Annotated in this window: 18 protein-coding genes; 13 read left to right on the top strand and 5 right to left on the bottom strand. The window is 62.6% G+C overall.

All coding sequences use genetic code 11. From position 1 onward, the window contains the following. Nucleotides 1-61: 61 nt before the first annotated feature. Nucleotides 62-1174: an endonuclease/exonuclease/phosphatase family protein gene (locus EWM57_RS12445; protein ID WP_129921477.1), complete on the bottom strand. Its 1113-nt coding sequence runs from the start codon at nt 1172-1174 to the stop codon at nt 62-64. Between the two features lie 137 nt (nt 1175-1311). Here EWM57_RS12445 and EWM57_RS12440 point away from each other — a divergent pair, with 137 nt between their 5' ends. The 5 genes from EWM57_RS12440 (at nt 1312) to EWM57_RS12420 (ending at nt 10846) form a co-directional block, all read left to right on the top strand. After that, nucleotides 1312-4779, top strand: a complete 3468-nt coding sequence (locus EWM57_RS12440; protein ID WP_129921476.1) for a DUF7948 domain-containing protein — start codon at nt 1312-1314, stop codon at nt 4777-4779. A 119-nt stretch (nt 4780-4898) separates the two neighbouring features. Then, nucleotides 4899-5372: a ribosome maturation factor RimP gene (locus tag EWM57_RS12435; protein WP_207218310.1), complete on the top strand. Its 474-nt coding sequence runs from the start codon at nt 4899-4901 to the stop codon at nt 5370-5372. Between the two features lie 129 nt (nt 5373-5501). Beyond that, on the top strand, nt 5502-6797 hold the full coding sequence (nusA, locus tag EWM57_RS12430) for a transcription termination factor NusA (RefSeq protein WP_129921475.1): 1296 nt from the start codon (nt 5502-5504) through the stop codon (nt 6795-6797). A gap of 122 nt (nt 6798-6919) precedes the next feature. Next, nucleotides 6920-10030, top strand: coding sequence for a translation initiation factor IF-2 (gene infB, locus EWM57_RS12425; protein WP_129921474.1), 3111 nt, complete (start codon nt 6920-6922; stop codon nt 10028-10030). A 204-nt stretch (nt 10031-10234) separates the two neighbouring features. Continuing rightward, a complete protein-coding gene (locus tag EWM57_RS12420) occupies nt 10235-10846 on the top strand; it encodes a hypothetical protein (protein ID WP_129921473.1) in 612 nt (203 codons plus the stop codon). A 151-nt stretch (nt 10847-10997) separates the two neighbouring features. Here the strand turns inward: EWM57_RS12420 and EWM57_RS12415 are convergent, their stop codons facing one another. The 3 genes from EWM57_RS12415 to mscL form a co-directional block, all read right to left on the bottom strand. Beyond that, complete coding sequence (locus EWM57_RS12415) at nt 10998-11432, bottom strand: hypothetical protein (RefSeq protein WP_129921472.1); 435 nt, start codon at nt 11430-11432, stop codon at nt 10998-11000. Nucleotides 11433-11541: 109 nt separating this feature from the next. Next, a complete protein-coding gene (locus tag EWM57_RS12410) occupies nt 11542-12501 on the bottom strand; it encodes a DUF3078 domain-containing protein (protein WP_129921471.1) in 960 nt (319 codons plus the stop codon). 84 nt (nt 12502-12585) lie between these two features. Next, on the bottom strand, nt 12586-13005 hold the full coding sequence (gene mscL / locus EWM57_RS12405; RefSeq protein ID WP_129921470.1) for a large conductance mechanosensitive channel protein MscL: 420 nt from the start codon (nt 13003-13005) through the stop codon (nt 12586-12588). 183 nt (nt 13006-13188) lie between these two features. Between mscL and EWM57_RS12400 the strand changes: the two genes are divergently transcribed. The 7 genes from EWM57_RS12400 to EWM57_RS12370 all read left to right on the top strand — a co-directional run bounded on the left by EWM57_RS12400 (nt 13189) and on the right by EWM57_RS12370 (nt 21370). Continuing rightward, on the top strand, nt 13189-13977 hold the full coding sequence (locus tag EWM57_RS12400; protein WP_129921469.1) for an enoyl-CoA hydratase/isomerase family protein: 789 nt from the start codon (nt 13189-13191) through the stop codon (nt 13975-13977). Nucleotides 13978-14087: 110 nt separating this feature from the next. After that, the gene (locus EWM57_RS12395) at nt 14088-15593 is read left to right on the top strand and encodes an oligosaccharide flippase family protein (protein ID WP_129921468.1); all 1506 of its coding nucleotides are present in this window, start codon (nt 14088-14090) and stop codon (nt 15591-15593) included. Nucleotides 15594-15683: 90 nt separating this feature from the next. Beyond that, nucleotides 15684-16115, top strand: coding sequence for a dUTP diphosphatase (dut, locus tag EWM57_RS12390; protein ID WP_129921467.1), 432 nt, complete (start codon nt 15684-15686; stop codon nt 16113-16115). A 156-nt stretch (nt 16116-16271) separates the two neighbouring features. Further along, complete coding sequence (locus tag EWM57_RS12385) at nt 16272-17282, top strand: sugar phosphate nucleotidyltransferase (protein ID WP_129921466.1); 1011 nt, start codon at nt 16272-16274, stop codon at nt 17280-17282. 111 nt (nt 17283-17393) lie between these two features. Continuing rightward, on the top strand, nt 17394-19202 hold the full coding sequence (locus EWM57_RS12380; RefSeq protein WP_129921465.1) for a tetratricopeptide repeat protein: 1809 nt from the start codon (nt 17394-17396) through the stop codon (nt 19200-19202). Further along, complete coding sequence (locus EWM57_RS12375; protein ID WP_129921464.1) at nt 19195-19962, top strand: DUF4292 domain-containing protein; 768 nt, start codon at nt 19195-19197, stop codon at nt 19960-19962. Before EWM57_RS12380 ends, EWM57_RS12375 begins: the two co-directional genes overlap by 8 nt. Continuing rightward, nucleotides 19946-21370: a murein hydrolase activator EnvC family protein gene (locus EWM57_RS12370; RefSeq protein ID WP_129921463.1), complete on the top strand. Its 1425-nt coding sequence runs from the start codon at nt 19946-19948 to the stop codon at nt 21368-21370. Before EWM57_RS12375 ends, EWM57_RS12370 begins: the two co-directional genes overlap by 17 nt. Nucleotides 21371-21644: 274 nt before the next feature. On the opposite strand, the gene EWM57_RS12365 is transcribed toward EWM57_RS12370, so the two are convergent. Next, nucleotides 21645-22598 (bottom strand): GAF domain-containing DNA-binding protein, encoded by a 954-nt coding sequence (locus EWM57_RS12365; protein WP_129921462.1) that lies wholly within the window; start codon nt 22596-22598, stop codon nt 21645-21647. A gap of 480 nt (nt 22599-23078) precedes the next feature. Between EWM57_RS12365 and EWM57_RS12360 the strand changes: the two genes are divergently transcribed. Continuing rightward, on the top strand, nt 23079-25199 hold the full coding sequence (locus EWM57_RS12360) for a glycoside hydrolase family 97 protein (RefSeq protein WP_129921461.1): 2121 nt from the start codon (nt 23079-23081) through the stop codon (nt 25197-25199). Nucleotides 25200-25353 lie beyond the last annotated feature (154 nt).

Here is a 25353-nt window from a genome sequence, read left to right as displayed (position 1 = left end):
GATAACGCCTCGCGCAACTGGCTGACGCAGCCGAATATTTTCTCCACTCTGAGCACAACTGCTATTTCAGCCGGTACTCGGCCGTGGTCGGGAAGTGGTCGGAGTAGGGAACTTCGTAGTGCACCCGAAAGTCGTCGACCACCCACTGTGGGCCCACAAACTGGTTGTCGATGCGCACGAAGGGCAGGGCCCCGTTGTAGGTGCTGCCCACGCCGGTGCCCACGGTGGCCCAGGCGTTCTGAAAGTGGTCGGCCAGCTGGTCGTAGCTGTAGCTGTAGGGCAGGTCGTTGAGGTCGGCGCAGAGCAGCAGCGGGTAGGGCGACTTTTCGAAGCGGCGCATCAGCGTGTCCATCTGCACGCTGCGGGCCACCATGCCGCGCTTGAAGCGCCGCAGCAGCCCGAGCCCCTTGGCCTTGAGCCCGGCCTTGCTGGAGTAGCTGTCCACGATATCCTTCTCGTCCATGCTCATGCTCTGCAAGTGGAAGTTGAAGACCCGAATTGTGTCGCCGGAGGGCAGGCGCAGGTCGGCGAACATGGCGTGGTTCTGGGTGAGCTTGTCGAAGGTGATGGTGCCCCGCCGCACGATGGGAAAGCGCGAGAAAATAGCCATGCCGAACTCAGCGCCAATGGAGTTGGTCAGCGTCCGGGACAAGAACACCTGCCGGCCGGTCTGCTCCCCGATGCGGTCCACGCTCTGAAACAGGCGGCCGTCGTGGCGGGAAGGGCGGGGCTCGTTATAGAACTCCTGCAGGCAAATCACGTCGGCCGGGTTCGAGGCCACCCACCGGATCATCTTGTCGGGCGAGGCCGGGTCTTTTTCGCGCAGCTGCGGATACACGTTGAAGATGCGCACGTTGGCGCTCAGCACCCGCACCCGCTGCCCGGCCGTCGCCTTGGGGGCGGCCCCGGCCAGGTGCAGCGGGTGCACGGCCAGGCCGCGCTGAAAGTGGGGCCAGGTGAGCACGGCCACCAGCGCGGGCAACGCAGCCACCCGCCAGTTGCGCAGCAGCCAGTACAGGGCGGCGGCCAGGTTCAGCCCCAGGGCCACGGGCAGCGTCAGGGCCACAAAGGCCGCGGGCCAGAACGTGCGCGCCGGAATCTGCACGGCGGCAATGGCCACCAGCAGCCACCCGATGACGAGCAGGGTACACTTAAAGGCAAAGGAGCGACGCACAGCGAAAAAGCCGGTTGGGAAGGGCGCAAAGGTAGCCTTTACGGCCGGAATGGCCCGCGCACGAGTCCGGAAAGACGACGAAACGCCCGGCTTTTCCTCGTATCTTTCCTGCCCTCCCGCTACCTTATTTTATCCGAATGATTTTCGCTGCAATTCGCCCTTACTTACTGCTCCTCCTGACGCTCGCGGCCCAAGCCGCGGCCGCCCAGACCGGCTACGGCCATTCCGCCGAGCGCAGCCTGGAGTTTGTCGAAAACAAGGGCCAGTGGGACGCCCGGGCCCGCTACGCGGCGGCGCTGCCCGCCGGCCGGCTGTTTGTGGCACCCGGCGGCTTCACCTATTCCTTCGTGAACCCTGCGGCACTGCGGGCCACCCACGACCACCAAGCCGGGGCCGCCAAGCTCACCGGCCACGCCTACTCCGTGACTTTTGAGGGCGCCAATGCCCGCCCCGGCCTGAGCGCCGTCGAGCCCACGGCCGAAAAGCGCAACTACTTTCTGGGCAACGACCCCGAGCATTGGGCCAGCAATGTGCGCGGCTTCCGCCAGCTCCGCTACGCCGATATTTACCCCGGCATCGGGGCTCAGCTCTACGAAAACGCCAGCCAGGAGCTGGAATACGACTTTTTGGTGGCGCCCGGCGCCCAACCCGGCCGGATCCGGCTGCGCTACTCCGGCGCCGACCGGCTGGAGCTGCAAAACGGCAACCTGCTCGTGCATACCTCGGTGGGGTTCGTGACCGAGCAGGCGCCCCGGGCCTGGCAGCAGCGCGGCACCGAGCGGGTACCGGTGGCCTGCGCCTTCGAGCTTCAGGGCAATACCGTCTCGTTTCGGCTGGGCCGCTACAACCACCGTCAGCCGTTGGTGATTGATCCGACGGTAATTTTCTCGTCCTTCACCGGCTCCACGGCCGACAACTGGGGCTTCACGGCCACTTACGACCAGCAGGGCAACCTGTACTCGGGCGGCATTGCCTTCGCGCCCGGCTACCCGGCCACCACGGGTGCCTTCGACGCGAGCTACAACGGCATGTGCGACATGGCCATCATCAAGTATAACACCAGCGTCAGCGGCCCCGCGGCCCGGCTGTACGCCACCTACCTCGGCGGCCCCGACGCCGACGCCCCCCACAGCATGGTCGTCAACACCCAGGGGGAGCTGGTAGTGCTGGGCTCCACCAGCTCCCCGCTCTACCCCGTGACGGCCGCCGCCTACGACCGGAGCTTCAACGGCGGCACCCGGTTTTTGCCCACCGGCGTTTCTGGTGGCACCAACTACGATAATGGCAGCGACCTGGTGATTTCCAAGCTCAGCGCCGACGGCAGCCGGCTGGTGGCCTCCACCTTTCTGGGCGGCAGCGGCAACGACGGCCTGCTCCAAGGCAACGAAGCCACCCCGCGCGGACTGGTGCAGAACTACGGCGACCAGTTTCGGGGCGACATCACCACCGACGGCAGCGGCGACATCTACCTGGCTTCCTCCTCGGGCAGCGCCAACTTTCCGGTGCCCAACGGCTTTCAGAGCACGTTTCGGGGTGGCGGCACCGACGGGGTAGTATGTAAGCTTTCGGCCAACCTGAGCAGCTTGCTCTGGAGCACGTTTTTGGGCAGCAGCAGCGCCGACGCAGCCTACTCGATTCAGGTGGATGCGGCCCGGACGGTGTACGTGAGCGGGGGCACGGAGGGCAACAACTTCCCGGCTACGGCGGGCAGCTACCAGCCCACGGCCAGCGGCGGCCTCGATGGCTTCGTGGCCCACCTGAGCGCCGATGGTACCAAACTGCTGCAGGCCTCCTACGTGGGCACCGGCGCCAACGACCAGGCCTACTTCGTTCAGCTCGACGCGGGCAGCAACGTGTATCTGCTCGGGCAAACTACCAGCGCCAATTACCCCGTCACGACCGGGCTCTACAACGTGCGCGGGGCCCAGCAGTTTATTCATAAGCTCAACGGTACGCTGTCGAGCAGCCTGTATTCCACCACGTTTGGGGCCCCGCCCACCGGCACCGGCACCCCGCACATTTCGCCCACAGCTTTTCTGGTCGACGACTGTGAGCGGATCTACGTGGGCGGCTGGGGCGGCCGAACCAACTACGACAAGCTCAGCATGGCCACTTTCCCCGTGACGGCCAACGCCCTGCAACGCACCTCCGACGGCTCCGACTTTTACCTGGCCCAGTTCACCCCGGGCATGCTGGGCCTGGAATACGCCACCTTCTTCGGCGAAAACGGGGGCCAGGCCGGGGAGCACGTCGACGGCGGCACCTCCCGCTTCGACAAGCGGGGCGTGGTCTACCAGGCCGTGTGCGGGGGTTGCGGGGGCAGTTCCCGCTTCCCGGTACCACCCGGCGCCAATACCTTCTCCACGGCCAACAACAGCTCGAACTGCAACAACGCCGCCTTCAAGATTGACTTCGGCAAAACCTACGCCGACCCCGGCCCCAACCGCTTTGTGTGCCCCTCAGCTGCGCCCATCGTGCTGGGCGGCACGCCGGCCGGCGGCACCTGGAGCGGCCCCGGCGTGACGGTGCTGCCCGGCGGAGGATACCAGTTTACTCCCTCGCCGGCCCTGGTGGGCGTCAACCTGCTGACTTACACCGTGGCTTCCACCGGCACCTGCCTCAGCAGCCGCAGCCTGCGCATGACCGTGACGCCGGACGTGGTAGCCACTTTCACCAGCCTGCCCGCGGTCTGCGTCGATGGCACGCCGGTTACGCTGGCGGCCACGCCGCCGGGCGGCACCTTCAGCGGCCCGGGCGTGGTGGGCAACAGCTTCAATCCGACCGTGGCCGGCGTGGGCACCTTCACACTGCGCTACGCCCTTGCCGATACCGTGAGCTGCGCCGCGGCCACCCAGACTATCGTCGTCAAGAAGCTGCCCGACGTGGCGGCCGGCCCCGACTCCACGCTCTGCGCCGACCAGCTGCGGGCCTTCCAGCTGCGTGGCTTACCAGCGGGCGGCGTCTGGAGCGGCCCCGGCGTCACGCCCGACGGACTATTCACGCCCCCCAACACCAATAATAAGGGGGCCAACCTAAGCCTGCGCTACACCATCGTGGCCAATGGCTGCACCAACTCCGCCGTGCGGCGCATCACGCTGGCCCCGTCCTCGCTGGCCAACGTGCTGCTGAACGTGCCCGAATGCCAGTCGGCGCCCCAGTACACGGGCCTGGCACCCTTTACCTGCACCTTCGAGCCGGTGCTGGCGGGCGGCACATACCTGTGGACCTTCGGCGACGGCGGCACCAGTACCGAGGCCGGCCCCACCCACACCTACGCCGACCCTGGCGTCTATCAGGTGCGCCTGACGGCCCGCTACGCCAACTGCGAGGTCGTGACCCAGTTTGCCCCGGTGCTGGTGGGAGAGGTTTTCGTCCCCAACATCATCACGCCCAACGGCGACGAGCTCAACGAGGCCTTCCAGCCCCGCTTCAGCTGCCGGCCCGCCAAGCTGCAGGTCTTCAACCGCTGGGGCACCAAGGTCTTCGAGACGGCCGACTACCACAACACCTGGCGGGGCGAGAACCTGCCCGACGGCACCTATTACTACTACCTACTCGACGCCGACGGCCGCAAGGCCCGGGGCTGGGTGGAGGTGAAACGGTAGGCCCCCGGCCGGGCCGGGCTTGCATTCGGCAATTTCCTGCCGTATATTTGCGCAGTAATCTGATTGTGAAGAGGGGACGTAGCGTCCCCTCTTTCTTTTATCACCCGGTTCAACTCCGAATGAAATTCGACCATTCCCGCCTTGCCGAAATGCTTCAGGACAGTATCTCTGACCTGAACGTGTTCGTCATCGACCTCACCATCTCCGATTCCGCCGTACGGCCCAAAGTCACGGCTATTCTGGACGGCGAGGAAGGCCTGGGCATTGATCTGTGCGTGAAAGTCAGCCGCCGGCTGGCCCACCGCATCGACGAGGCCTACGGCGAGGACGCCAGCTACACCCTGGAAGTGACTTCCCCCGGCGCCGACCAGCCCCTGAGCGACCCGCGGCAGTACACCCGCCACGTGGGCCGCACGCTCAAGCTGAACCTGACCGACGGCACCGAGAAAACCGGCGTCATGGAAGCCGTGGAAGCTGAGGGCATTCAGCTGGCCGAAGAAGTGAAGGTCAAAACCAAGAAAAGTATCCTGCCCGCCGTCCTAGTGCCATTTGCAAGCATCAAGGAAGCCCGGGTGGTTATTTCCTTTAAGTAAAGTGCCAGCCGGCAGCTTTTCGCCGCTGGCCTTCGTTTGAAATTCAATCTACCTCCCCGGCGGCGGCGCCGATGGTCTGGCTAACGTTAAGCCACCGACCACTGAACCGCAGCTAACAGCTTAACTACTATGAACAGCAACGTCTTAATCGAATCGTTCGCCGAGTTCGCCCGATCCAAGAACATCGACCGCCCCACGATGATGAGCATCCTGGAGGACGTGTTTCGTACGATGATCCGGAAGAAGTACACGACGGATGAGAACTTTGACGTCATCCTCAACGTGGACAAAGGCGACCTGGAAATCTGGCGCAACCGCGAAATCGTGGACGACGACTCCGAGGACATCTGGGATTTCGACAAGATTCCGCTGGCCGAAGCCCAGAAGATCGAAGCCGACTTTGAAGTAGGCGAGCAGGTGGCCGAGGAAGTGAAGCTCGAGGATTTCGGCCGCCGCGCCGTGCTCATGGCCCGCCAGACGCTGATTCAGCGCGTGAAGGACCTGGAGCGCGACAACCTCTACCAGCAGTACAAAGACCAGGTCGGCGAAATCGTGACCGGGGAAGTGTATCAGGTGTGGAGCCGCGAAGCCCTGATTCTGGACAAAGAAGAAAACGAGCTGGTGTTGCCGAAAGGTGAGCAGATTCCGAAGGACCGTTACCGTAAGGGCGACACCGTGCGCGCCGTGGTGCACCGGGTCGAAATCATCAACGGCACGCCCAAAATCATCCTCTCGCGCGCTGCGCCGGCTTTCCTGGAGCGGCTGTTCGAGCTGGAAGTGCCCGAAATCTACGATGGCCTGATCACCATCAAGAACATCGTGCGCGAGCCGGGCGAGCGGGCCAAGGTGGCCGTGGAAAGCTACGACGACCGGATTGACCCCGTGGGTGCCTGCGTGGGCATGAAAGGCTCGCGGATTCACGCCGTGGTGCGGGAGCTCGAAAACGAGAACATCGACGTCATCAACTACACCGACAACCTCGAGCTCTACATCCAGCGCGCCTTGTCGCCGGCCAAAATCGGCTCGATGCGCATTAATGAACAAACCGGGCGGGTTTCGGTGTTCTTGAAACCCGACCAGGTAAGCCTGGCCATCGGCCGCGGCGGCGCCAACATTAAGCTGGCCTCCCGCCTTGTGGGCATGGAAATCGACGTGTTCCGCGAAGCCGGCGACTACGACGAGGACATTGCCCTCGACGAATTCCAGGACGAAATCGAACCCTGGGTTCTCGATGAGCTCAAGAAAATCGGCCTTGACACCGGCCGCGCCGTATTGGCCGTGAGCAAGGAAGATATCGTGCGCCGGACGGAGCTCGAAGACGTCACGGTTGAAGACGTGTTCCGCATCATCCGCAACGAATTCGACGAGTCCGACTCCGAGGCTGAAACTGAAGAAGAAGCACCAAACTCCGGCGACGCGCAATGAATGCGCGGCGGCCGGTACGGCAAGGGCGCTGAATCATGCTAACCGGCGTGATTTAGCCCCGGCTGGCAAGATTTAATGTAGTACCTTTGCATCTGGATAAGAGTATCGTTCGCGAGCATAGAATGGCGGAAGCAGCACCTAAACGGCTCCAGCAGGCAGCCAAAGACCTGAATATTGGAATGGCTACGGTTGTTGAAACCTTGGCTAAGAAAGGACATCAGGTAGAAAATAAACCTACCACGAAGCTGACTGCCGAACAGGTGGGCATGCTGGAGAAGGAGTTTGCCTCCTCGGCACAGGACAAGATGGAAGCTACCAAGCTCACCCAGGCCAAGCGCCTGACCGAGCAGGAAGCGGCCCCGGCTCCCCGTGTCGAGCCGGTAGCGTCCAAGCCAGCCGCCGCTGCGCCCGCGCCGGCTCCCAAGCCCGTGGAAGAGCCCAAAGCGGCTCCCGCGCCGCCGCCGGCCGCTCCGGCTCCCGTCGCCGCCCAGCCGGCGGCGCCCGCCCCAGCTCCGGCTGCCGCCGAGGAAGCGCCCAAAGTACCGGGCCTGAAAGTGCTGGGCAAAATCGAGCTGGACGCCAAGGGTCGCCCAGTGCCGCCCAAGCCCGCTCTCGCCCCGGCGGCCGCAGCGCCGACTCCGGTGGCCGCCCCGGCTCCCGAAGAGAAACCAGCTCCGGCCCCGACTCCCGCCGTGGAAGCCAAGCCGGCCGCGCCAGCTCCAACTCCTGCTCCAGTAGCGGAAGTGAAGCCAGCGGCTCCGGCTCCCGAGCCTACTCCGGCCCCTGCGGCTCCCGCCGCAGCCGCTCAGCCCGCTGCTCCCGCTCCGACTCCAGCTCCCGCTGCTGAGCCAGTGGCAGCGGCTCCGGCCACGCCCGCCGCTGATGCTCCCGCTGCAGACGCTTCGGCAGCTCCAGCGGGTGAGGCCGGTGCAGAAGATACCAGCACCATTATTGCCAAAGCTGATCAGCTCAAAGGCCTCACGGTACTCGGCAAAATCGAGCTGCCCCTGGATTCCTCGCGCCGCGGGGGTCGGGGTGCCCGCCCGGTAGCCTCGTCCGATGTGCGCAAGAGCGGTCTGGGTCCTGATAAGAAGAAACGGCAGCGCATTCCCGGCGCCGCTGGCACGCCCACGACGCCCGGCCAGGGTGGCACGGGCACCCAGCAGGGTCAGGGTGGCTACCAGGGCAACCGTCCCGGTGGTCCCGGCCAACGCCCGGGTGGTCCCGGCCAGGGTCCGCGCACCGGGGCTCCCGGCCAGCGCCCCCCGTCCACGCTCCGGCCCACGATTGGTCCCGGCTCGCCCGGCGCCAACACGCCCGAGCAGAACGACAAGCAGATTCAGGAGCAGATCAAGGCTACGCTGGCTAAACTCAGCGGCGGCCGTGGTGGCAACCAGAACAACCGCGCCAAGTACCGCCGCGACAAGCGCGCCGGTGGGGCGGAAGACCGCGAAGCCCAGCGTGCTCAAAACGAGCTGGATGCCAAGACCCTCAAGGTAACCGAGTTCATCTCGGCCAACGACCTGGCCTCGCTGATGGACGTGTCGGTGAACGAGGTCATCAAGGTGTGTCTGAACATGGGCATGTTCGTTTCCATCAACCAGCGCCTCGACGCGGAAGCCATTACCGTTGTTGCTGATGAATTCGGCTACGACGTGGAGTTCCTGTCGGCGGAGGAAGAGGAAAGCGACGTAGTGGTGGAGGAGAACGAGGAAGACCTGGAGCCCCGCGCTCCGATTGTGACCATCATGGGTCACGTCGACCACGGCAAAACCTCGCTCCTGGACTACATCCGTAATGCCACGGTGGCCAAAGGCGAAGCCGGCGGTATCACCCAGCACATCGGGGCCTACGACGTGATGACGGCTTCCAACAAGCGCGTCACCTTCCTCGATACTCCGGGTCACGAAGCCTTTACGGCCATGCGGGCCCGGGGTGCCAAAATCACCGACATTGCCATCATCGTCATTGCGGCCGACGACTCCGTGATGCCGCAGACCCGGGAAGCCATCAACCACGCGCAAGCGGCGGGGGTGCCCATCGTTATTGCGATGAACAAGATTGATAAGCCGGGCGCCAACTCCGACAAGATCCGCGAGGAGCTGTCGGCGATGAACATCCTGGTGGAAGAGTGGGGCGGCAAGTACCAGTCGCAGGAAGTGTCGGCCAAGTCCGGTCTGGGCGTGGAAGACCTCCTCGAAAAGGTGCTGCTTGAAGCCGAACTGCTCGAGCTCAAAGCCAACCCGAACCGCAACGCCGTGGGCGCCGTCATCGAAGCCATGCTCGACAAGGGCCGCGGCTACGTGACGACGGTACTGGTGCAGACCGGCACGCTGAAAGTGGGCGACGTGGTCTTGGCAGGGCCGCACTACGGCCGCGTGAAAGCCATGACCGACCACCGCGGCAAGAAGATGAAGCAGGCTGGTCCGGCCACGCCGGTACAGGTGCTGGGTCTGACCGGCGCTCCGCAGGCCGGCGACAAGCTGCAGGTGATGGAAACCGAGCGCGAAGCCCGGGAACTGGCCACCCAGCGTCAGCAGCTCTCGCGTGAGCAGAGCATGCGCACCAAGAAGCACATTACCCTGGACGAAATTGGTCGCCGTCTGGCTATCGGTTCGTTCAAGGAGCTCAACGTCATCGTGAAAGGCGACGTGGACGGCTCGGTAGAAGCTCTTTCCGACTCCCTGCTCAAGCTGAGCACGCCGGAAGTGAAGGTAAACATCCTGTCCAAGGGCGTGGGTGCCATCTCCGAATCCGACGTGTTGCTGGCCTCGGCTTCCGACGCCATCATCATCGGCTTCCAGGTGCGGCCCTCGCAGAGTGCCCGCAAGCTGGCCGAGCAGGAGCAGATCGACATCCGCCTCTACTCGATTATCTACAATGCCATCAACGAGGTGAAGGATGCCATGGAAGGCATGCTGGCCCCGACGGTGCAGGAAATTGTAGTAGCCAACGCCGAGGTGCGGCAGGTGTTCAATATCACCAAGGTCGGTACCATTGCCGGCTGTATGGTGACGGAAGGCACGTTCACCCGCCGGACCCGCGTACGGGTTGTCCGCGACGGTATCGTGGTGTACTCAGGCGAAATTCAGGACCTGAAGCGTTACAAAGACGACGTGTCGGAAGTACGCCAGGGCTATGAGTGCGGTATTTCGGTGAAAGGCTTCAATGAGCTGCGCGAAGGCGACAACATCGAAGGCTTCGAAGAAAAAGAAGTGAAGCGGACGCTGTAAGCAGCCCCAGTTTCATACGTGAACAGAAAGCCCCGAACAGTAATGTTCGGGGCTTTTTGCGTTTGAAACACGCGCTACGGGCCCGCAGCAGCGTTGTCACATCATCATGCTATTGACCTCACCTCGCGGCTACTGTATTTTTGTATCGGTTCAGGAAATAATTGAACTCCTGGCCGACAGTGCCCGCTCTGCCCACCACCGCTTATGAAAACGCGCGTTTTTTTGGTTTTGCTGGCGGCCGTATCGGGTACGCCGGCCCTGGCCCAGACGGCCTCCCCATCCCCTACTCCGGCCGAGGGTGGGGAGCTATTTCGCCAAGGCACGCTCATGGCCAATCTGGGGCTGGGCCTTGGTACGGGGCTGGGTTACGGAAGCTTCTACGGTACGCTGAGCAGTGGCCCGGCGCTGAGTTTGTCGGTGGAGCGGGGTGTAGCGGAAGGCATCGGGCCGGGCACAATCGGCATCGGGGGGCTGGTAGGCTACAAATCCTACTACTACAAGTACCCAGGCACAAGCTACAAGTCGACTTGGCGCAACGCGCTGGTGGCTGTGCGCGGCACCTACCACTATAACATTCTGGCCCAGCCCAACCTCGACACTTACGCCGGCGCCAGCTTAGGCGTGCGCCTGCAACGCCACCAAGACACCTACTTCGATAGCGCGCCGGAGCTGAAGGACTACCCGGCCGGCTCAGCCCGCTTCACCACCGGCGTGTTTGTGGGTGCGCGTTACTTCCTCACCGACAAGCTCGGAGCCTTCACCGAAATCGGCTTTGACATGAACTACCTCAAGCTGGGCCTCACGGCCCGCTTCTAGCCCCTATTCCCGGCGCCAGCATTCCATTTGCAACCCGCCGGCACCCCTCTTCTCTAGTACCGCCAAGGGCGAACGGTGGCCTTGGAGTACTGGAGACGCAAAAAGCCCCGAAGTTTTGCTTCGGGGCTTTTTTTAGGAACTGACTACCTGCTTAGAAAAACAGGAAGTGCTTCTTCTTTTTGTGGGTCAGCGGCTTGCCCTTGGGGTCGATGCCACCGGCGGCGCGGCTCATGCCGCGCTTCTGCTGGGCCGTGCCGCGCTTGTCCTTGAACTTGATAACGGAGAAGCCGCCGCTGCCTTTTTCCACTTGCCGGGCTGGGCCGGCTGAGCGGCCGAAGCTGGTGTTGGCAGTGCCCCCACCGGCGCGGGCCTCCAGGATTTCCAGCTGCTGGTCGCGCTTCACCTCGTTGGGGTTCATGCTCATGCGCTGCTGCATGCGGGCAATGTCCTCCCCAGAAGCCTTGCGCGACCGGCGAGCGGCTTTCTGGGCCTGCTCAGAATCAGGGCGCAGGGCCGTCTGGGCGTGCGCGGCGTGGGCAAACAAACCGGTGGCAGCCAGCAGCGTAGCGGCAATCAGCTTTTTCATGCGAAAACGGGAAGGTGTAGGCAGAAGGTGGGATTCCGAAAAGCGCGGCCGTAAACAAGCCGGGGGAGTCGGCCGGAAAACCGAGGTCGGACAAAGATAGTTCAAATCCTTAGAACTTGTAGGTCAGCCCGATACCGAGGGTTTCCTTGAACTGAATACGGCGGCCGCGGCCGTCGGGCACTCCGTCGCCGTTGCCATCAAGGGGCACGAGCACGTCGTCGTCGTACACCAGCGTGGTGGCAATGCTGCTGCTGATGAACTTGTTGACTTTGAAGCTAATCAGGTTTTCCCAGTTCACGTCGATGTTCTGGGGGTGGTGCAGGTAGTTGCTGAACAGGTCGAGCTTGGTTTGGAATACCACGTTTTCCCAGAGCGGCTTGCGGTACTTCACGTTCAGGTAGGCCCCCAACTCCTTGCGAAACTGCTGGCCCGTGCCCGCCACCGGGCGGCCGTCGGGGCCGCGGCGGGCGGCTTTCACCCCGAAGGCCCCCGCGTCGGCCAGCCCCTGGTTGGCCACGACGGTAAACTTGCCGGTGATGGGCGACAGAAACACCGACAGCTGGTCATTGGGTTTGTAGTCGATACCGATGGAGGCCAGAATAAAGGCCGGCGAGAAAAAGCCCGACAGCAGGGAGTCGGGCCGGTTGATGGCCTTGGTGGGCGTGAGCTGGGTTTTGACGTTGACCTGGGCCGCGTAGTAGAGCACCTTGGTAAACTGGTGACCATACTTGGCATTGAACTCCAGCTTGTCGTCGTTTTTGCGCATGCGGGCCTTGCCCGACTTGAGCGTGCCGTAGAGCAGATCCAGGGACGTGTCGAAGGTGTTGTCGCCGCGGCGGTGGTGGGCAAAGGCGTTGCCGATGGCCAGCACCGACACCGAGCTTTGCCCACCCGGGGCCCAGTTAGTGAGGCTGACCTGGCTCAGGTTGAGCGTGCCCACGCCCCCGCGGCGCCAGCCCTGCACGGTATCGGGGGCGGCGGCGGTGGTTTCGGAGGTTTGGGCCCGGCCCGGCAGTGGCAGGATCAGCAGGATCAGCAGAGCCAGCAGAAGTAAGTAAAGTTGTTTCATAGCCGTAGGCGGTAAGGGAAAAAGAAAGCCGGCCCAGACTCCGGTCGGGAGCCGGGGCCGGCAGTGAAAAGTGGGCAGGCGTGACTAGCGGCTGCGTAGCGCGTCGCGGATTTCCATCAGCAGGGCTTGGTCCTTGGTCGGGCCCGGGTCTACGACTACCACCGGCGCCGGCTTCTTGAAGCGGTTGGCAAACTTGACAATCAGGAACACGCAGAAAGCAATGATGAAGAAATAGATAACGGCATTCAGGAACAGCCCGAAGTTGAGCGTGGCCGCCCCGGCGGCTTTGGCCTTCTCAATCGTGTCGTAGCTCTGGCCGTCGAGGGCGTAAAACCAGTTCTTGAAGTCCAGTCCGCCCGTGGCCAGGCCGATGATGGGCATCAGAATGTCTTCCGTCAGGGAAGTCACGATTTTGCCGAAGGCAGCGCCGATGATAACGCCGACGGCCAGATCCAGCACGTTTCCCTTGGAAACGAACTCTTTGAACTCGGAGACAAATCCCATGTGCGGATAAGGGTTATAGGGTGAAAAAGAAAGTACTGCGGCGGTAAATATATAAATTTACCAATACCAAGGCCGAGCCAAGGCAAAAAGTAAAAGCCGGCTCAGGAGCTCTCATCGGAGGCCGCCGCCCAGGCCCCGGTTTTGCTCTATCTTTGCCGCCGTTCGTTTCCACATCCGCTGCTCATGGCCTCCTTCGAAAACCTGCTCTACGCCCCCGATGCCGAATCCGGCATTCTGACCATCACCCTGAACCGCCCCGCCAAGCTCAACGCCCTGAACGCGGCCACCATCGAGGAAATCCGGCAGGCCATGCAGCTGGCCCTCGACGACCGGCTGGTGCGCGGCATCATCCTCACGGGCAGCGGGGAAAAGGCCTTCGTGGCCGGCGCCGACATCTCCGAGCTGGCGGCCCTGAACGACATCAGCGGACGGCGGGCGGCCGAGCGGGGGCAGGAAGCCTTCTGCATGATTGAGGAAAGCACCAAGCCCGTCATTGCGGCCGTCAATGGCTTCGCCCTGGGCGGGGGCTGCGAGCTGGCCATGGCCTGCCACCTGCGCGTGGCTTCCGACAACGCCCGCTTCGGCCAGCCCGAGGTGAACCTGGGCCTGATTCCGGGCTACGGCGGCACCCAGCGCCTGACCCAGCTCGTGGGCAAAGCCAAGGCCCTGGAGCTGATGATGACGGCCGACCTGATCAAGGCCGATGAGGCCCTGGGCCTGGGCCTGGTTAACCACGTGGTGCCCCAGGCCGAACTGCTCGACTTCTGCCGGCAGCTGCTGGCCCGCATCCTGACCAAGGCCCCGCTGGCCGTGGGCATGATTATCGACTCGGTCAACGCCTACTACGACAAGGAGCGCCAGGGCTTCCAGACGGAAGCCAACCTGTTTGGCCGCGCCTTCGGCACCGAGGACTTCCGCGAAGGCACGGCCGCCTTCCTGGAAAAGCGCCCGGCGGCCTTTAAAGGCAATTAATAAGTGGTAATTGATAATTAAGAAGTGGACCAGCTGCCGGAAACCAGACCAGTGCCAGCACGGGCTAGGGACCATTCTTCATTACTGATTCCGAAGGACTAATTGACTGAATGAGTATCGTCAAAAAACTGGTTAGCCAGACCGCCGTCTATGGCGTGAGCAGTATTCTGGGCCGGGTGCTGACCTTCCTGCTGGTCCCGCTCTACACCCGCAAGTTTGCCGCCGCCGAGTACGGCATTGTCACGGAGCTGTTTTCGTACGTGGCCTTTTTCAACATCCTGTTTACCTACGGGATGGAAACCACTTACTTCCGCTTTGCCCACCAGCCCGGCGCCGACCGGCCAGCTCTCTACGGCAAGGTGTTCAGCCTGCTGCTGGTTACCAGCACGCTCTTCAGCGGCCTGCTGGTGGTGCTGGCCACGCCCATTGCCAACGCCCTGCACTACCCGGGCCAGGATAAGTACATCATCTGGCTGGCTCTGATTTTGGGCGTGGATGCCGTTACGGCCATCCCATTTGCCCGCCTGCGCCTCGAAAACAAGGCCCGCAAGGTGGCCACGGTGCGCTTTCTCAACATCCTGGTGAACGTGGGCCTGAACCTGTTCTTCATCGTGCTCTGCCGCGACGTCTACGCCGGCAAGTACCTGCCCGGGCTACGGCCGTTAGTAGCGGCCATCTACAACCCGGCGCTGGGCGTGGGCTACGTGTTTTTGGCCAACCTGGTCGCCAATGCCCTCTACGTGCCCCTGCTGTGGCGGGAGCTCAGCGACTTTCGCTTCAAGCTCGACCTGGCCGTGCTGCGGCCCATGCTGAAGTATGCCTACCCGCTGATGCTGATGGGCCTGGCCGGCATGGTAAATGAAACGCTGGACCGGCCCCTGCTCAAGTACTGGCTACCCGAGGGCTTCTACCCGGGCCAGTCCAACATGACGGCGGTGGGCATCTACGGGGCCTGCTACAAGTTCGCCATGTTCATGCAGCTCGTCATTCAGGCGTTCCGCTACGCGGCCGAGCCGTTCTTCTTTTCCCAGAGCACCGAAAAGAACTCCCCGGCCACGTTTGCCCTGATTCTGAAGTGGTTCACGCTCTGCTGCGCGTTTATCTTCGTCTTTATCAGCCTCAACGCCGAAGACTTCGCCCGGTTCCTGCTCGGTCGCCCCGAGTACCGCGCCGGGCTGGGCATCGTGCCCGTGCTACTGCTGGCCAACCTGTTTCTGGGCATGTACTACAACCTGTCGGTGTGGTTTAAGCTCACCGACAAAACCTACTTCGGCACCTACATCAGCTTCGGGGGCGCGGCCCTCACCATCCTGCTCAACTTCTTTCTGATTCCGCTCATCGGCTACATGGGCAGCGCCCTCACCACCCTGGCCTGCTACTTCATGATGGCCATGGTCTGTTGGTATCTGGGCAACCAGCACTATCCCATCCCCTACCCCATGCAGCGCCTGGGCCTGTGGCTGCTGTTGGCTATTGGCTTGGTAGCCGTGGGCTGGTACGTGCCCGTGGCCGACTACTGGCTGCGTCACGCCTTCCACCTGGGTCTCAGCGCGGGCTTTGCCGGGCTGGTTTTCCTCGTGGAGCGCCCCCGCCCAGCGGCCGTTTCGGTCGGCTGACCAGCGCGGGAACACCGGGTTCCCGTGTCAAAAATCATATTCATCCGCGGTCTATCTTTACGGTCAGAACCGCCCGCTGCTTTGTTGCCGATGCAAATCCCCGTTATCAACCGTTCCCACCACCCCTTGCCCGAGTACCAGACGGCCCTCGCCGCCGGCCTCGACGTGCGGGCCAACCTCACGGAGCCCGTTACGTTGAAGCCCTTGCAGCGCGCCCTGATTCCGACCGGCCTGTTTCTGGAACTTCCCGTGGGCTATGAGATGCAGGTGCGGCCCCGCAGCGGGCTGGCCTACAAGCACGGCATCGGCATCGTCAACAGCCCCGGCACCATCGACGCCGACTACCGGGGGGAGCTGAAGGTGCTGCTGGTCAACCTGTCGGACGCGGAGTTCGTGGTGCAGGACGGGGAGCGGATTGCTCAGCTCGTCGTGGCCCGCCACGAGGTGGTGCAGTGGCAGCCCGTGGCCGAGCTCACCGAAACCCAGCGCGGCGCCGGCGGTTACGGCAGCACCGGCGTATAGTAACCGGCGGTACGCGAAGGACTGACTGCTGCTTGGCACCGTAATTCGTACCAGCTAATGCGGCGCTTCGGCGCTTGTTTTCTGGCCTGCCGTTACCCCGCTTTCGTATTCGCCCTTCTCCCCGCATTAACCTCTTAACATCTAACCTCTACTTTCATGAAGATTATCGTTCCGATGGCCGGCATGGGCAAGCGCATGCGCCCTCATACGCTTACCGTACCCAAGCCCCTGATTCCGATTGCCGGCAAACCCATCGTGCAGCGGCTCGTGGAAGACATTGCCAAGGTCTGCGGCGAGCAGGTGGAGGAAGTGGCGTTCATCATTGGCCGCTTCGGTGAGGCCGTGGAGAAGAGCCTGATCCAGATTGCTGAGTCGGTGGGCGCCAAGGGCACCATCGTGTACCAAGATGAGCCTCTGGGCACGGCCCACGCCATCATGTGCGCCAAGGACTCGCTGAGCGGTCCGCTGGTGGTAGCCTTTGCCGACACTTTGTTTAAGGCCGACTTCACCCTCGACAGCTCGGCTGCGGCCACCATCTGGGTGCAGCGCGTCGATGACCCCAAGCCCTTCGGCGTGGTGAAGCTCAACGAGGCCGGCCAAATCACGGACTTCGTGGAAAAGCCTCAGGAGTTTGTGTCCGACCTGGCCATTATCGGCATCTACTACTTCCAGGATGGCGAGTACCTGCGCAGTGAGCTGCAGTACCTGCTCGACCACGACATCAAGGACAAAGGCGAGTACCAACTCACCAACGCCCTGGAAAATATGAAAAACAAGGGCACCAAGTTCGTACCCGGCCGCGTGACCGAGTGGCTCGACTGCGGCAACAAGGACGCGACGGTGTTCACGAACCAGCGCTACTTGGAGTATCTGCAGGAGCGCGGCGAAGACTTGGTAGCTAAGTCGGCCAAGGTGACCAACAGCGTGATTATTCCGCCGGTCTACATCGGCGAAGGCGCCATCATCACGGATTCCGTGGTGGGCCCGCACGTGTCGCTGGGCGACCAAAGCAACGTGCGCAGCTCGGTGGTGTCTAATTCCATTATTCAGCAGTCGGCCACGGTGCTGCACGCCAATGTGGCCAACTCGATGGTGGGCAACTTCGCCACCGTCACCGGCACTCCCGACGATTTGAGCCTGGGCGACTATAACATGCTGCGCGTGTGATATTTTTCCCGGCCTTGCTGTTCTCAGTAGCGCGGGCTTCTGTCCGCAGATTTGTTTCTTTGGGGTAATTCCTTTTCCAAACGGCGGGCGGCCGTCCGTGCTACTGCGTTCATGAGTCGAGTTCGTATTCCTTTTTTCTTGCTGTTGAGCCTGCTGCTGGCTTTGCCCGGTTACGCCCAGCAACCTGCCGCGCCCGAGGCCGCCCCGCCCGCCAAGCCGCTCAAGCTCACCCGGCGGGAGCGGAAGGAACTGGCGCGCCGGGCCGAGCTGGACATTGCCCGCCAGCAGGTGCGGGTGCTGTCCGAAAAGGACCGGGAGATGAGCGAGTCTTTCTTCGTGGAAGGCGTCAAGTTTGTGCTGCTCGAGGACTACAACAAAGCCCTGGAGCGCCTGCTCAAAGCCTACGCCCTGAACCCGACCAACGCGGCCATCAACTACAAGATTGCCGAAACCAACCTGCTCAGCGGCAACCTCAAGGACGCCACCAACTTTGCGCAGGTGGCCGTGAAGCTCGACCCCAAAAACGCTTACTACTATCTGCTGCTGGCCCAAATCTACGCTTCCCAGAAGCAGTACGACCAGGCCGCCAAGGTCTACACCAGCCTGATCCGGGACGTGCCTGAGTCGGGTTACTACCTGTTTAACCTGGCCGATTTGTACATGGCCCAGGGCAAGCTTAGCGAGGCACTGGCCACGTTTGAGCAGGCCGAAAAGCAGTTTGGCCCTCTCGACGAGGTGTCGTTCAAAAAGCAGCAGATCTACCTCAAGCAAAACAACCTCGACAAGGCGTTGCAGGAAGGCGAGACGCTGATCCGGACCAATCCCGACGAGGTGCGCTACGTTATTGCCCAGGCCGAGCTGTACGCCTCCAACAACCGCCTGCCCGACGCCATCCGGGTGGCCGAGCAGGCCCTGAAGCAGGACCCCGACAATCCCCAGGCCCGCATGATTCTGGCTGACATCTACCGGCAGCAGGCCAAGCCGGCCGAGTCGGAAAAGCAGATCAAGCTGGCCTTCGAAAGCCCCGCTCTCGACATCGACGAGAAAGTGCGCATCCTGCTCGACTACATCAAGCAGCTGCCCAACCCCGCCCTGGGCCAGACGGCGCTGGAGTTGGCCGCCATTACCACCCGCGTGCACTCCCACGAGGCCAAGGCCTTTTCCATTGCCGGCGACATCCAGACCCTGACCGACCACAAGCAGGAAGCCCGGGACTCGTACCTGAAAGCCATCCGGCTCGACAACTCCAAGTTCCAGATCTGGCAGCAGGTGGTGCTTATCGATGCCGAGCTCAACCAGGTGGACTCCCTGCTGCGCCACACCGACCGGGCCCTGGAGTTATTTCCGAATCAGGCCCCGCTGTGGTACTACAACGGCGTGGCGCTGATGCTCAACAAGCAAACCGCCAAGGGTATCAAGGCGCTGGAATACGGCCGCAAACTTTCCCTCGACAACCCCGAGCTGCTGGTTCAGATTGACACCCAGCTCGGCGACGCCTACCACGAGGTGAAGGAGCACGCCAAGTCGGATGCCTCCTACGACGCGGCCCTGGCCTTCGACGCCAACAACGCTCAGGCCCTGAACAACTACAGCTACTTCCTGTCGTTGCGCGGGGAAAAGCTGGACAAGGCCAAGGAAATGTCGGGCAAGCTCGTCAAGCAGTTTCCCGACAACGACACCTACCTCGACACGTATGCCTGGGTGCTCTACAAGCTCAAGGACTACGCCGGAGCCCGGACGAGTCTGGAAAAGGCGCTTAAAACCACCAACGATGCCACCGTCATCGAGCACTACGGCGACGTGCTGTTTCAGCTCGGCGAAAAAGACCGGGCATTGGCGGAATGGCAGCGGGCCAAGAAAATCGGCGGAGCCTCCAACCAGATTGACCGCAAAATCAAAGACAGTAAACTCTATGAATAAGTGCTTTTTGCTGGTGCTGCTGTGCGTGGCCCTGGTACTCGGTGGCTGTAGCCACAAGCTGGTGCCGACCAAATCAGCCAAGACAACGTCAGCCAAAGCGCCCGAGCTGGTGAAAGTCACCAACGTGGACTTCCGCTACCTCAAAGCCAAGGGCAAAGTCAAGATTGACGCCCCCGGCGTGCAGCAGAGCGCCAACCTGAACCTGCGCATGCGCAAGGACAGCGTGATCTGGCTGTCGGTGTCGTTGGGCATCGAGGGCGTGCGCGCCTACATCACCCGCGACTCCATTCAGGTGCTCAACAACCTGCAGCGCGAGTATTATTCCGGCAACTTCGACTACCTCAGCAAGCGGCTCAACGTGCCCATCACCTTCGACCAGGTGCAGGCGGCCCTGCTAGGCAACTACCTCAACGCCCCCGACGGCACCACGCCCACCATCACCACCGATGCGGCCAGCCAGAAAGTGCAGTTCAACCAGGCTAGCGTGCTCGTGACTCAGCTCATTGAGCTGGCCCGGGGCCGCGTCACCCAGCTCTCGGTGGTGGACGCGCAGAGCCAGAACCAGTTTTCGGCCGACTACTCCGACTTCCGCCCGCTCGACAACTCGGCCACCCAGTTTGCCTTCGCCACGCTGGTAAAATCCCAACCCACTAAGGGCGCCGCCTCCACGCTGACCATCAACTACCGCGACGTGGACGTGGACAAGGAGCGGCTGACTTTCCCGTTTTCGGTACCCAAGGGCTATGCGCGGAAAAAGTAACCACGCCGCCGCGGCCCTGCTGCTGGTTTTCGTTTTGATTGCCCAGGGGGCCGCCACCGTGGCCCAGCAGCGCGCCCGCGCCCGGACGGCAGCCGCGCCGGCCAAGAAAAGCAAGGCCCAGCTGGAGCGGGAACGGCGGGCCAACCTGCGCCGCATCCGCGAAACCAGCCGCATTCTGGAGCAGACCCAGAAGCAGAAGCAGGCTTCGCTGGGCCAGCTCAACGCCCTGAAGGAAAAGCTGACGGTGCAGAAAAGCGTTATCAGCTCGATTTCGTCGGAGCTGAAGTACATCGAGTCGGATGTGCGGCAGACGGCCACGCAGGTGCAGCAAACCCAGCAAAGTTTGGCCCAGCTCAAGGCTGAGTACGCCCGGCTGATTTACGCCTCCTCGAAAACGGCCAACAGTTACAACCGCATCATGTTCCTGTTTGCGGCCGACTCGTTCAACCAGCTTATGCTGCGGCTGCGCTACATCCGCCAATACTCGGAAGTGCGCCAGAAGCAGGCCGCCCAGATCAGCAGTACCCAGCAGCACCTGAGTCACCAGCTCACGGGCCTGACGGAGAAGAAGCAGGAAAAAAGTACCCTGCTCACGACCCAAGTAGCCGAAAGCCGCAACCTGCTCACGCTCAAAACCCAGCAGGATCAGGTCGTGACCAAGCTCAGCCAGCAGGAAGAAGGGCTGCGCCAGGAGCTGGCCGAGCGTCAGCAGGCCGTCAGCCGCCTCGATAACCTGATTGCCGAGCGGGTGCGGGAAGAAATTGCCCGGGCCGCCCGCGTGGCCCGCGCCGCCGCCGCCCGAGCTGCCGCAGCCCGCGCGGCCAAAGCCGCGGCGGCCCGTACGGCACCCAGCGCCAACCCAGGCCGCTCGTCGGAGCCGGCCACGGCGCGCACGAATACCAGTTCGGCCGCAGCCGAGGACGCCCCGGCGGAAGAAGCCCCGGCGGAGCGTACGGACCGCGTCACGCTGACTCCGGAGACGGCCGTACTGTCCTCATCCTTTGCCGACAACCGCGGCCGCCTGCTGTGGCCCGTGGGGCGGGGCTTTATTTCCCAGCGCTTCGGCCGACACTCCCACCCGGTATTGAAAAACGTGATTGTCGAAAACCGGGGCGTGGATATTCAAACCAGCGCCGGGGAGCCCGTGCGGGCCATCTTCGACGGCAAGGTGCTGACCGTGGCCAGCATTGCGGGCATGAACAACATCGTCATGATTCAGCATGGCGAGTACTTCACCGTGTATGCTAAGCTGCGCAGCGTGAGCGTGAGCGAAGGCCAGACGGTGCACATGCGCCAGCAGATCGGGACGGTGTACACGAGCCCGGAAGGCACTTCGGAGTTGCAGTTTCAGGTGTGGCGCAACAGTGCCAACCTCAACCCCGAAAACTGGCTGAGCCGGATCCGCTAACCAGAACTACGGCCCAGCTTGCTTCCGTAAGAAATGGCGCAAAAAAAACACCGTACAGCGTACGGTGCCTTTCTGAGCTATGAAAACAAACTTAGTTATCCGAAAACAGCCGGCCCGGCAACTACCGACGGTACTTTTCCCAGGGCCTGGTACTTTCCGATAACATGACGAAAGATAGATGCAGCCCTATCTAAATGCCAGAAAATTCGCTGAACGGCGGTTTTTTCTCGGTAAAGCTCCACAATACTTATGCGGCGGACCGAGCCCAGTATCCTTATACTAAGTTGAGCCGGCTCAGCAACGCGGCCTTGTAGGAGCTACCGATGGGCACCGGCATCAGGGCGCCGGCCCGGCCCGTATCCACTACCACGGCGTCGGCCTCGATGGCCGTAATCCGGTCCAGGCGCACGATGTACTTACGGTGGACGCGGGCAAATTCGCGCACGGGCAGCTTGGTTTCCAGCTCCTTCATGGTGCTGTACACGGTGTGCCGCTCCTGGCCGGCGTAGATGTTCACGTAGTCGCCCAATGCCTCCACGTAGCGGATGTCGGCCGTGTTGACGCGCACCAGCTTGTGGTCCTGCTTAATGAAAATCTCGGTGCGGCTGGCCATGTACAAGGATTCCGCCGTGTCGTTGGCCATGCGCAGCAGGCCGTCGAGCTTGCGCTGCTCCTGCTCCAGCTGCACGCGGGCCCGGCGCAGCTCCAGGTGCGACACCACTTCCCGGGCCAGCACCCGCAGGGCCTCCCGCTGCTCGTCGCTGAGCCGGTGCGGCACCGTATCCAGGGCGCAGAGCGTGCCGATGGGGTAGCCTTCGGGGGTAATGAGGGGCGCTCCGGCGTAAAAGCGGATTTTAGGGTCCTGAGCCACCACCGGGATGTCGCCGAAGAAGCTGCTTTTGCTTAAGTCCTCAACTTCCATCACGTCCTCAGCCAACATGGCGTACTGGCAAATGGTGACGTTGCGGGGCGTGCTTTCCTGGCCCTCGAAGCCCGTGGAAGCCTTGTACCACTGCCGGTCGGCGTCAATCATCGACACCAGGGAAGTGGGCGTGCCGCAGATGTAGGCCGCCAGCTTCACCAAGTCGTCGAAGACGGTTTCCGGGGGAGTATCCAGAATCTGGTAGTTGCGCAGCGCTTCCAGCCGCTCCGTCTCGTCGACGGTTCGCAACGATACGCCGGGAAAAGGCTGGGGAGGCCGGGTGGTGGAGCGCGTTTTGGCAGGCATAAGCAGGCAGAATACAGAACTTAAGGAAGCAACGGCCGGAGCCGTGGCGGAACATTATAGGATACGTCCAAAGTACGATAAGCAAGTGGAAAATTCCCGGTTTTACCCGGTAAAAAGCTGCTATTGCCCGGTCGACGGCGGTGGACGCCCGTTGAGCCAATTTTGACATACGCGTTTAAGCGTCGCTTCGGATTGCGAATCAGAAGCGGAAGCGGGAATTTTTCCACCCGCCTAAGCGCCCCGCCCCACCCCGGCGCGTTCTGCTTATCGCCTGGTGGGTATTGCCGCCGTCGACCGGGCAAAGCTTCAAACTGGTGCGTTACTTTTGCGGCAGCTTCTTTCTCGGTGGCGCGGCCGTTTGCCCCCTTGGCTTGTTACCCAGACACCCTGGTTCCGGCCGGGCCACTCCGACGAATTCTTTTGTATTGCATACTCCCAGCCCGCCCACAGGCGGGGCCGGGTTCCGACCAGCACCTGATCATGAGAAACTCCCTTCCGTTGCTTTTCCTGCTTCTGCTCACTACCCGCCAGTGGGCCGGGGCCCAAACGCAGTCTGCGCTGACGGCTCGCCAGGATAAGGTTAGCCTCACCTTTGCACTGGCCCCCGACGGCCGGCCCAGTTACGCGGTTTCCTACGGCCCAAAGCCCGTGGTGCTGCCCTCCCGCCTGGGGCTGGCCTTCGCCGACGGCCAGGGCTTCGACGGCCCGCTCACGCTCGTCGGCAGCGACGTGAAGGACGTGGACGAAACCTGGCAACCGGTCTGGGGCGAGGTCAAGAGCATCCGCAACCACTACCAGCAGCTCACCGTCCGCCTGCGCCAGTCAGCGCCACCCGGCCGCCTGCTCACCCTCGTGTTTCGGGTGTTTGCCGACGGCGTGGGCTTCCGCTACGAGCTGCCCGCCCAGCCCGCGCTGCAGTACTTCACGGTCCAGGACGAGAAGACCGAGTTTAACCTGCCCGCCAACCACAAGGCCTTCTGGATTCCGGGCGACTACGACTCCAACGAGTACACCTACAGCACCACCCGTTTGAGCGAGGTCAACAGCGCCGGGATTGAGGCCATCCAGCTCAAGTCGGCGCCCCAGCGGGTGCAGACCCCGCTCATGCTGAAGTCCGACGATGGGCTCTACGTCAACATCCACGAGGCCGCGCTGGTGAATTATCCGGCCATGATGCTGGACGTGGATACCAACACGTTTGGCCTCCGCAGCCACCTCGTGCCCGACGCCCTGGGTGCCAAAGCCTACCTGCAGGCTCCCGAGCACACGCCCTGGCGCACCATCGTGGTGGCCGACAACGCCCCGGCCGTGCTGGCCTCCAAGCTGATTCTGAATCTGAATGAGCCCACCAAGCTCACCGAAACCAGCTGGATTCGGCCCCAGAAATTTGTGGGCGTGTGGTGGGAGATGCACGTCAACAAAGCCAGCTGGAACTACTCCGACGTGAGCAACCTCAAGCTCGCCGACACCGACTGGAGCAAACTCACGCCCAACGGCCACCACGGCGCCAACACCCAGAACGTGAAGCGCTACATCGACTTTGCCGCCAAGTACGGCCTGCAGAGCGTGCTGGTGGAAGGCTGGAACGTGGGCTGGGAAGACTGGGCCAACAACTGGAAAGAGGAAGTCTTCGACTTCGTGACGCCCTACCCCGACTTCGCCGTGGCCGAGTTGCAGCAGTACGCTCAGAGCAAGGGCGTGAAGCTGATGATGCACCACGAAACCAGCTCTTCGGTCACGAACTACGAGCGACGCCAGGATGCCGCTTACCGCTTTATGCAGGGCCACAACTACGACGCGGTGAAAACCGGCTACGTGGGCCGCATCATTCCGCGCGGGGAGCACCACGACGGGCAGTGGATGGTGAACCACTACGTGCGCACGGCCCAGAAAACGGCCGACAACCACATCATGGTCGACATGCACGAGAGTGTGCGGCCGACGGGCCTGCACCGCACCTACCCTAACTGGCTGGCCAACGAGGCGGCCCGGGGCAACGAGTTCAACGCCTGGAGCAGCGGCAACCCACCCGAGCACGAAACCATCCTACCCTTCACCCGCCTTATGGGCGGCCCTATGGACTACACCCCCGGCATCTTCCAGATCAAGCTCGACGACTGGAACCCCGAGCGCAACAAGGGCAAGCAGGTGCACACCACCCTGGCCAAGCAGCTGGCTCTCTACGTGACGATGTATTCGCCCCTGCAGATGGCCGCCGACCTGCCCGAGGCCTACGAGCAGCACCTCGACGCCTTCCGCTTTATCCAGGACGTGCCCGTCGACTGGGACGACACCCGCATCCTGCTCGCCGAGCCCGGCGACTACCTCACCACCGTGCGCAAGGCCAAGGGCAAGGAGGAATGGTACCTGGGCGCCATTACGGATGAAAATGCCCGCCGCCAGTCCGTTAAGCTCGATTTTCTGACGCCCGGCCAGCGCTACGAGGCCACCATCTACGCCGACGGCAAAAATGCCAGCTGGAACAACAACCCAATGGCCTACCAGATCCGGCGGGTGAAAGTGGACAGCCGCTCAACCCTGCCGCTTGCGCTGGCTCCCGGCGGTGGGGCCGCGGTGAGCTTCAAGCCAGTCAGCAAGTAGCCCGGGGCGGTAGTTTGGGGCCTGCTCTGCTCTGGCGCCGGGAGCGGCAGCAGCCCCGCTGGGCCGGGGCTTCGGGGGCCTGATTCCGGGGTTGGGTTTGCCTGGCCACGGAACTGTTTTGAAAATTATCGGGTACCTTTACCAATCCTGAATG

It is taken from the genome of Hymenobacter persicinus (genome assembly GCF_004167665.1).
GTDB lineage: Bacteria > Bacteroidota > Bacteroidia > Cytophagales > Hymenobacteraceae > Hymenobacter > Hymenobacter persicinus.
The sequence above is the reverse complement of the archived record's forward strand: the minus strand, read 5'-3'. Positions and strand labels throughout refer to the sequence as shown.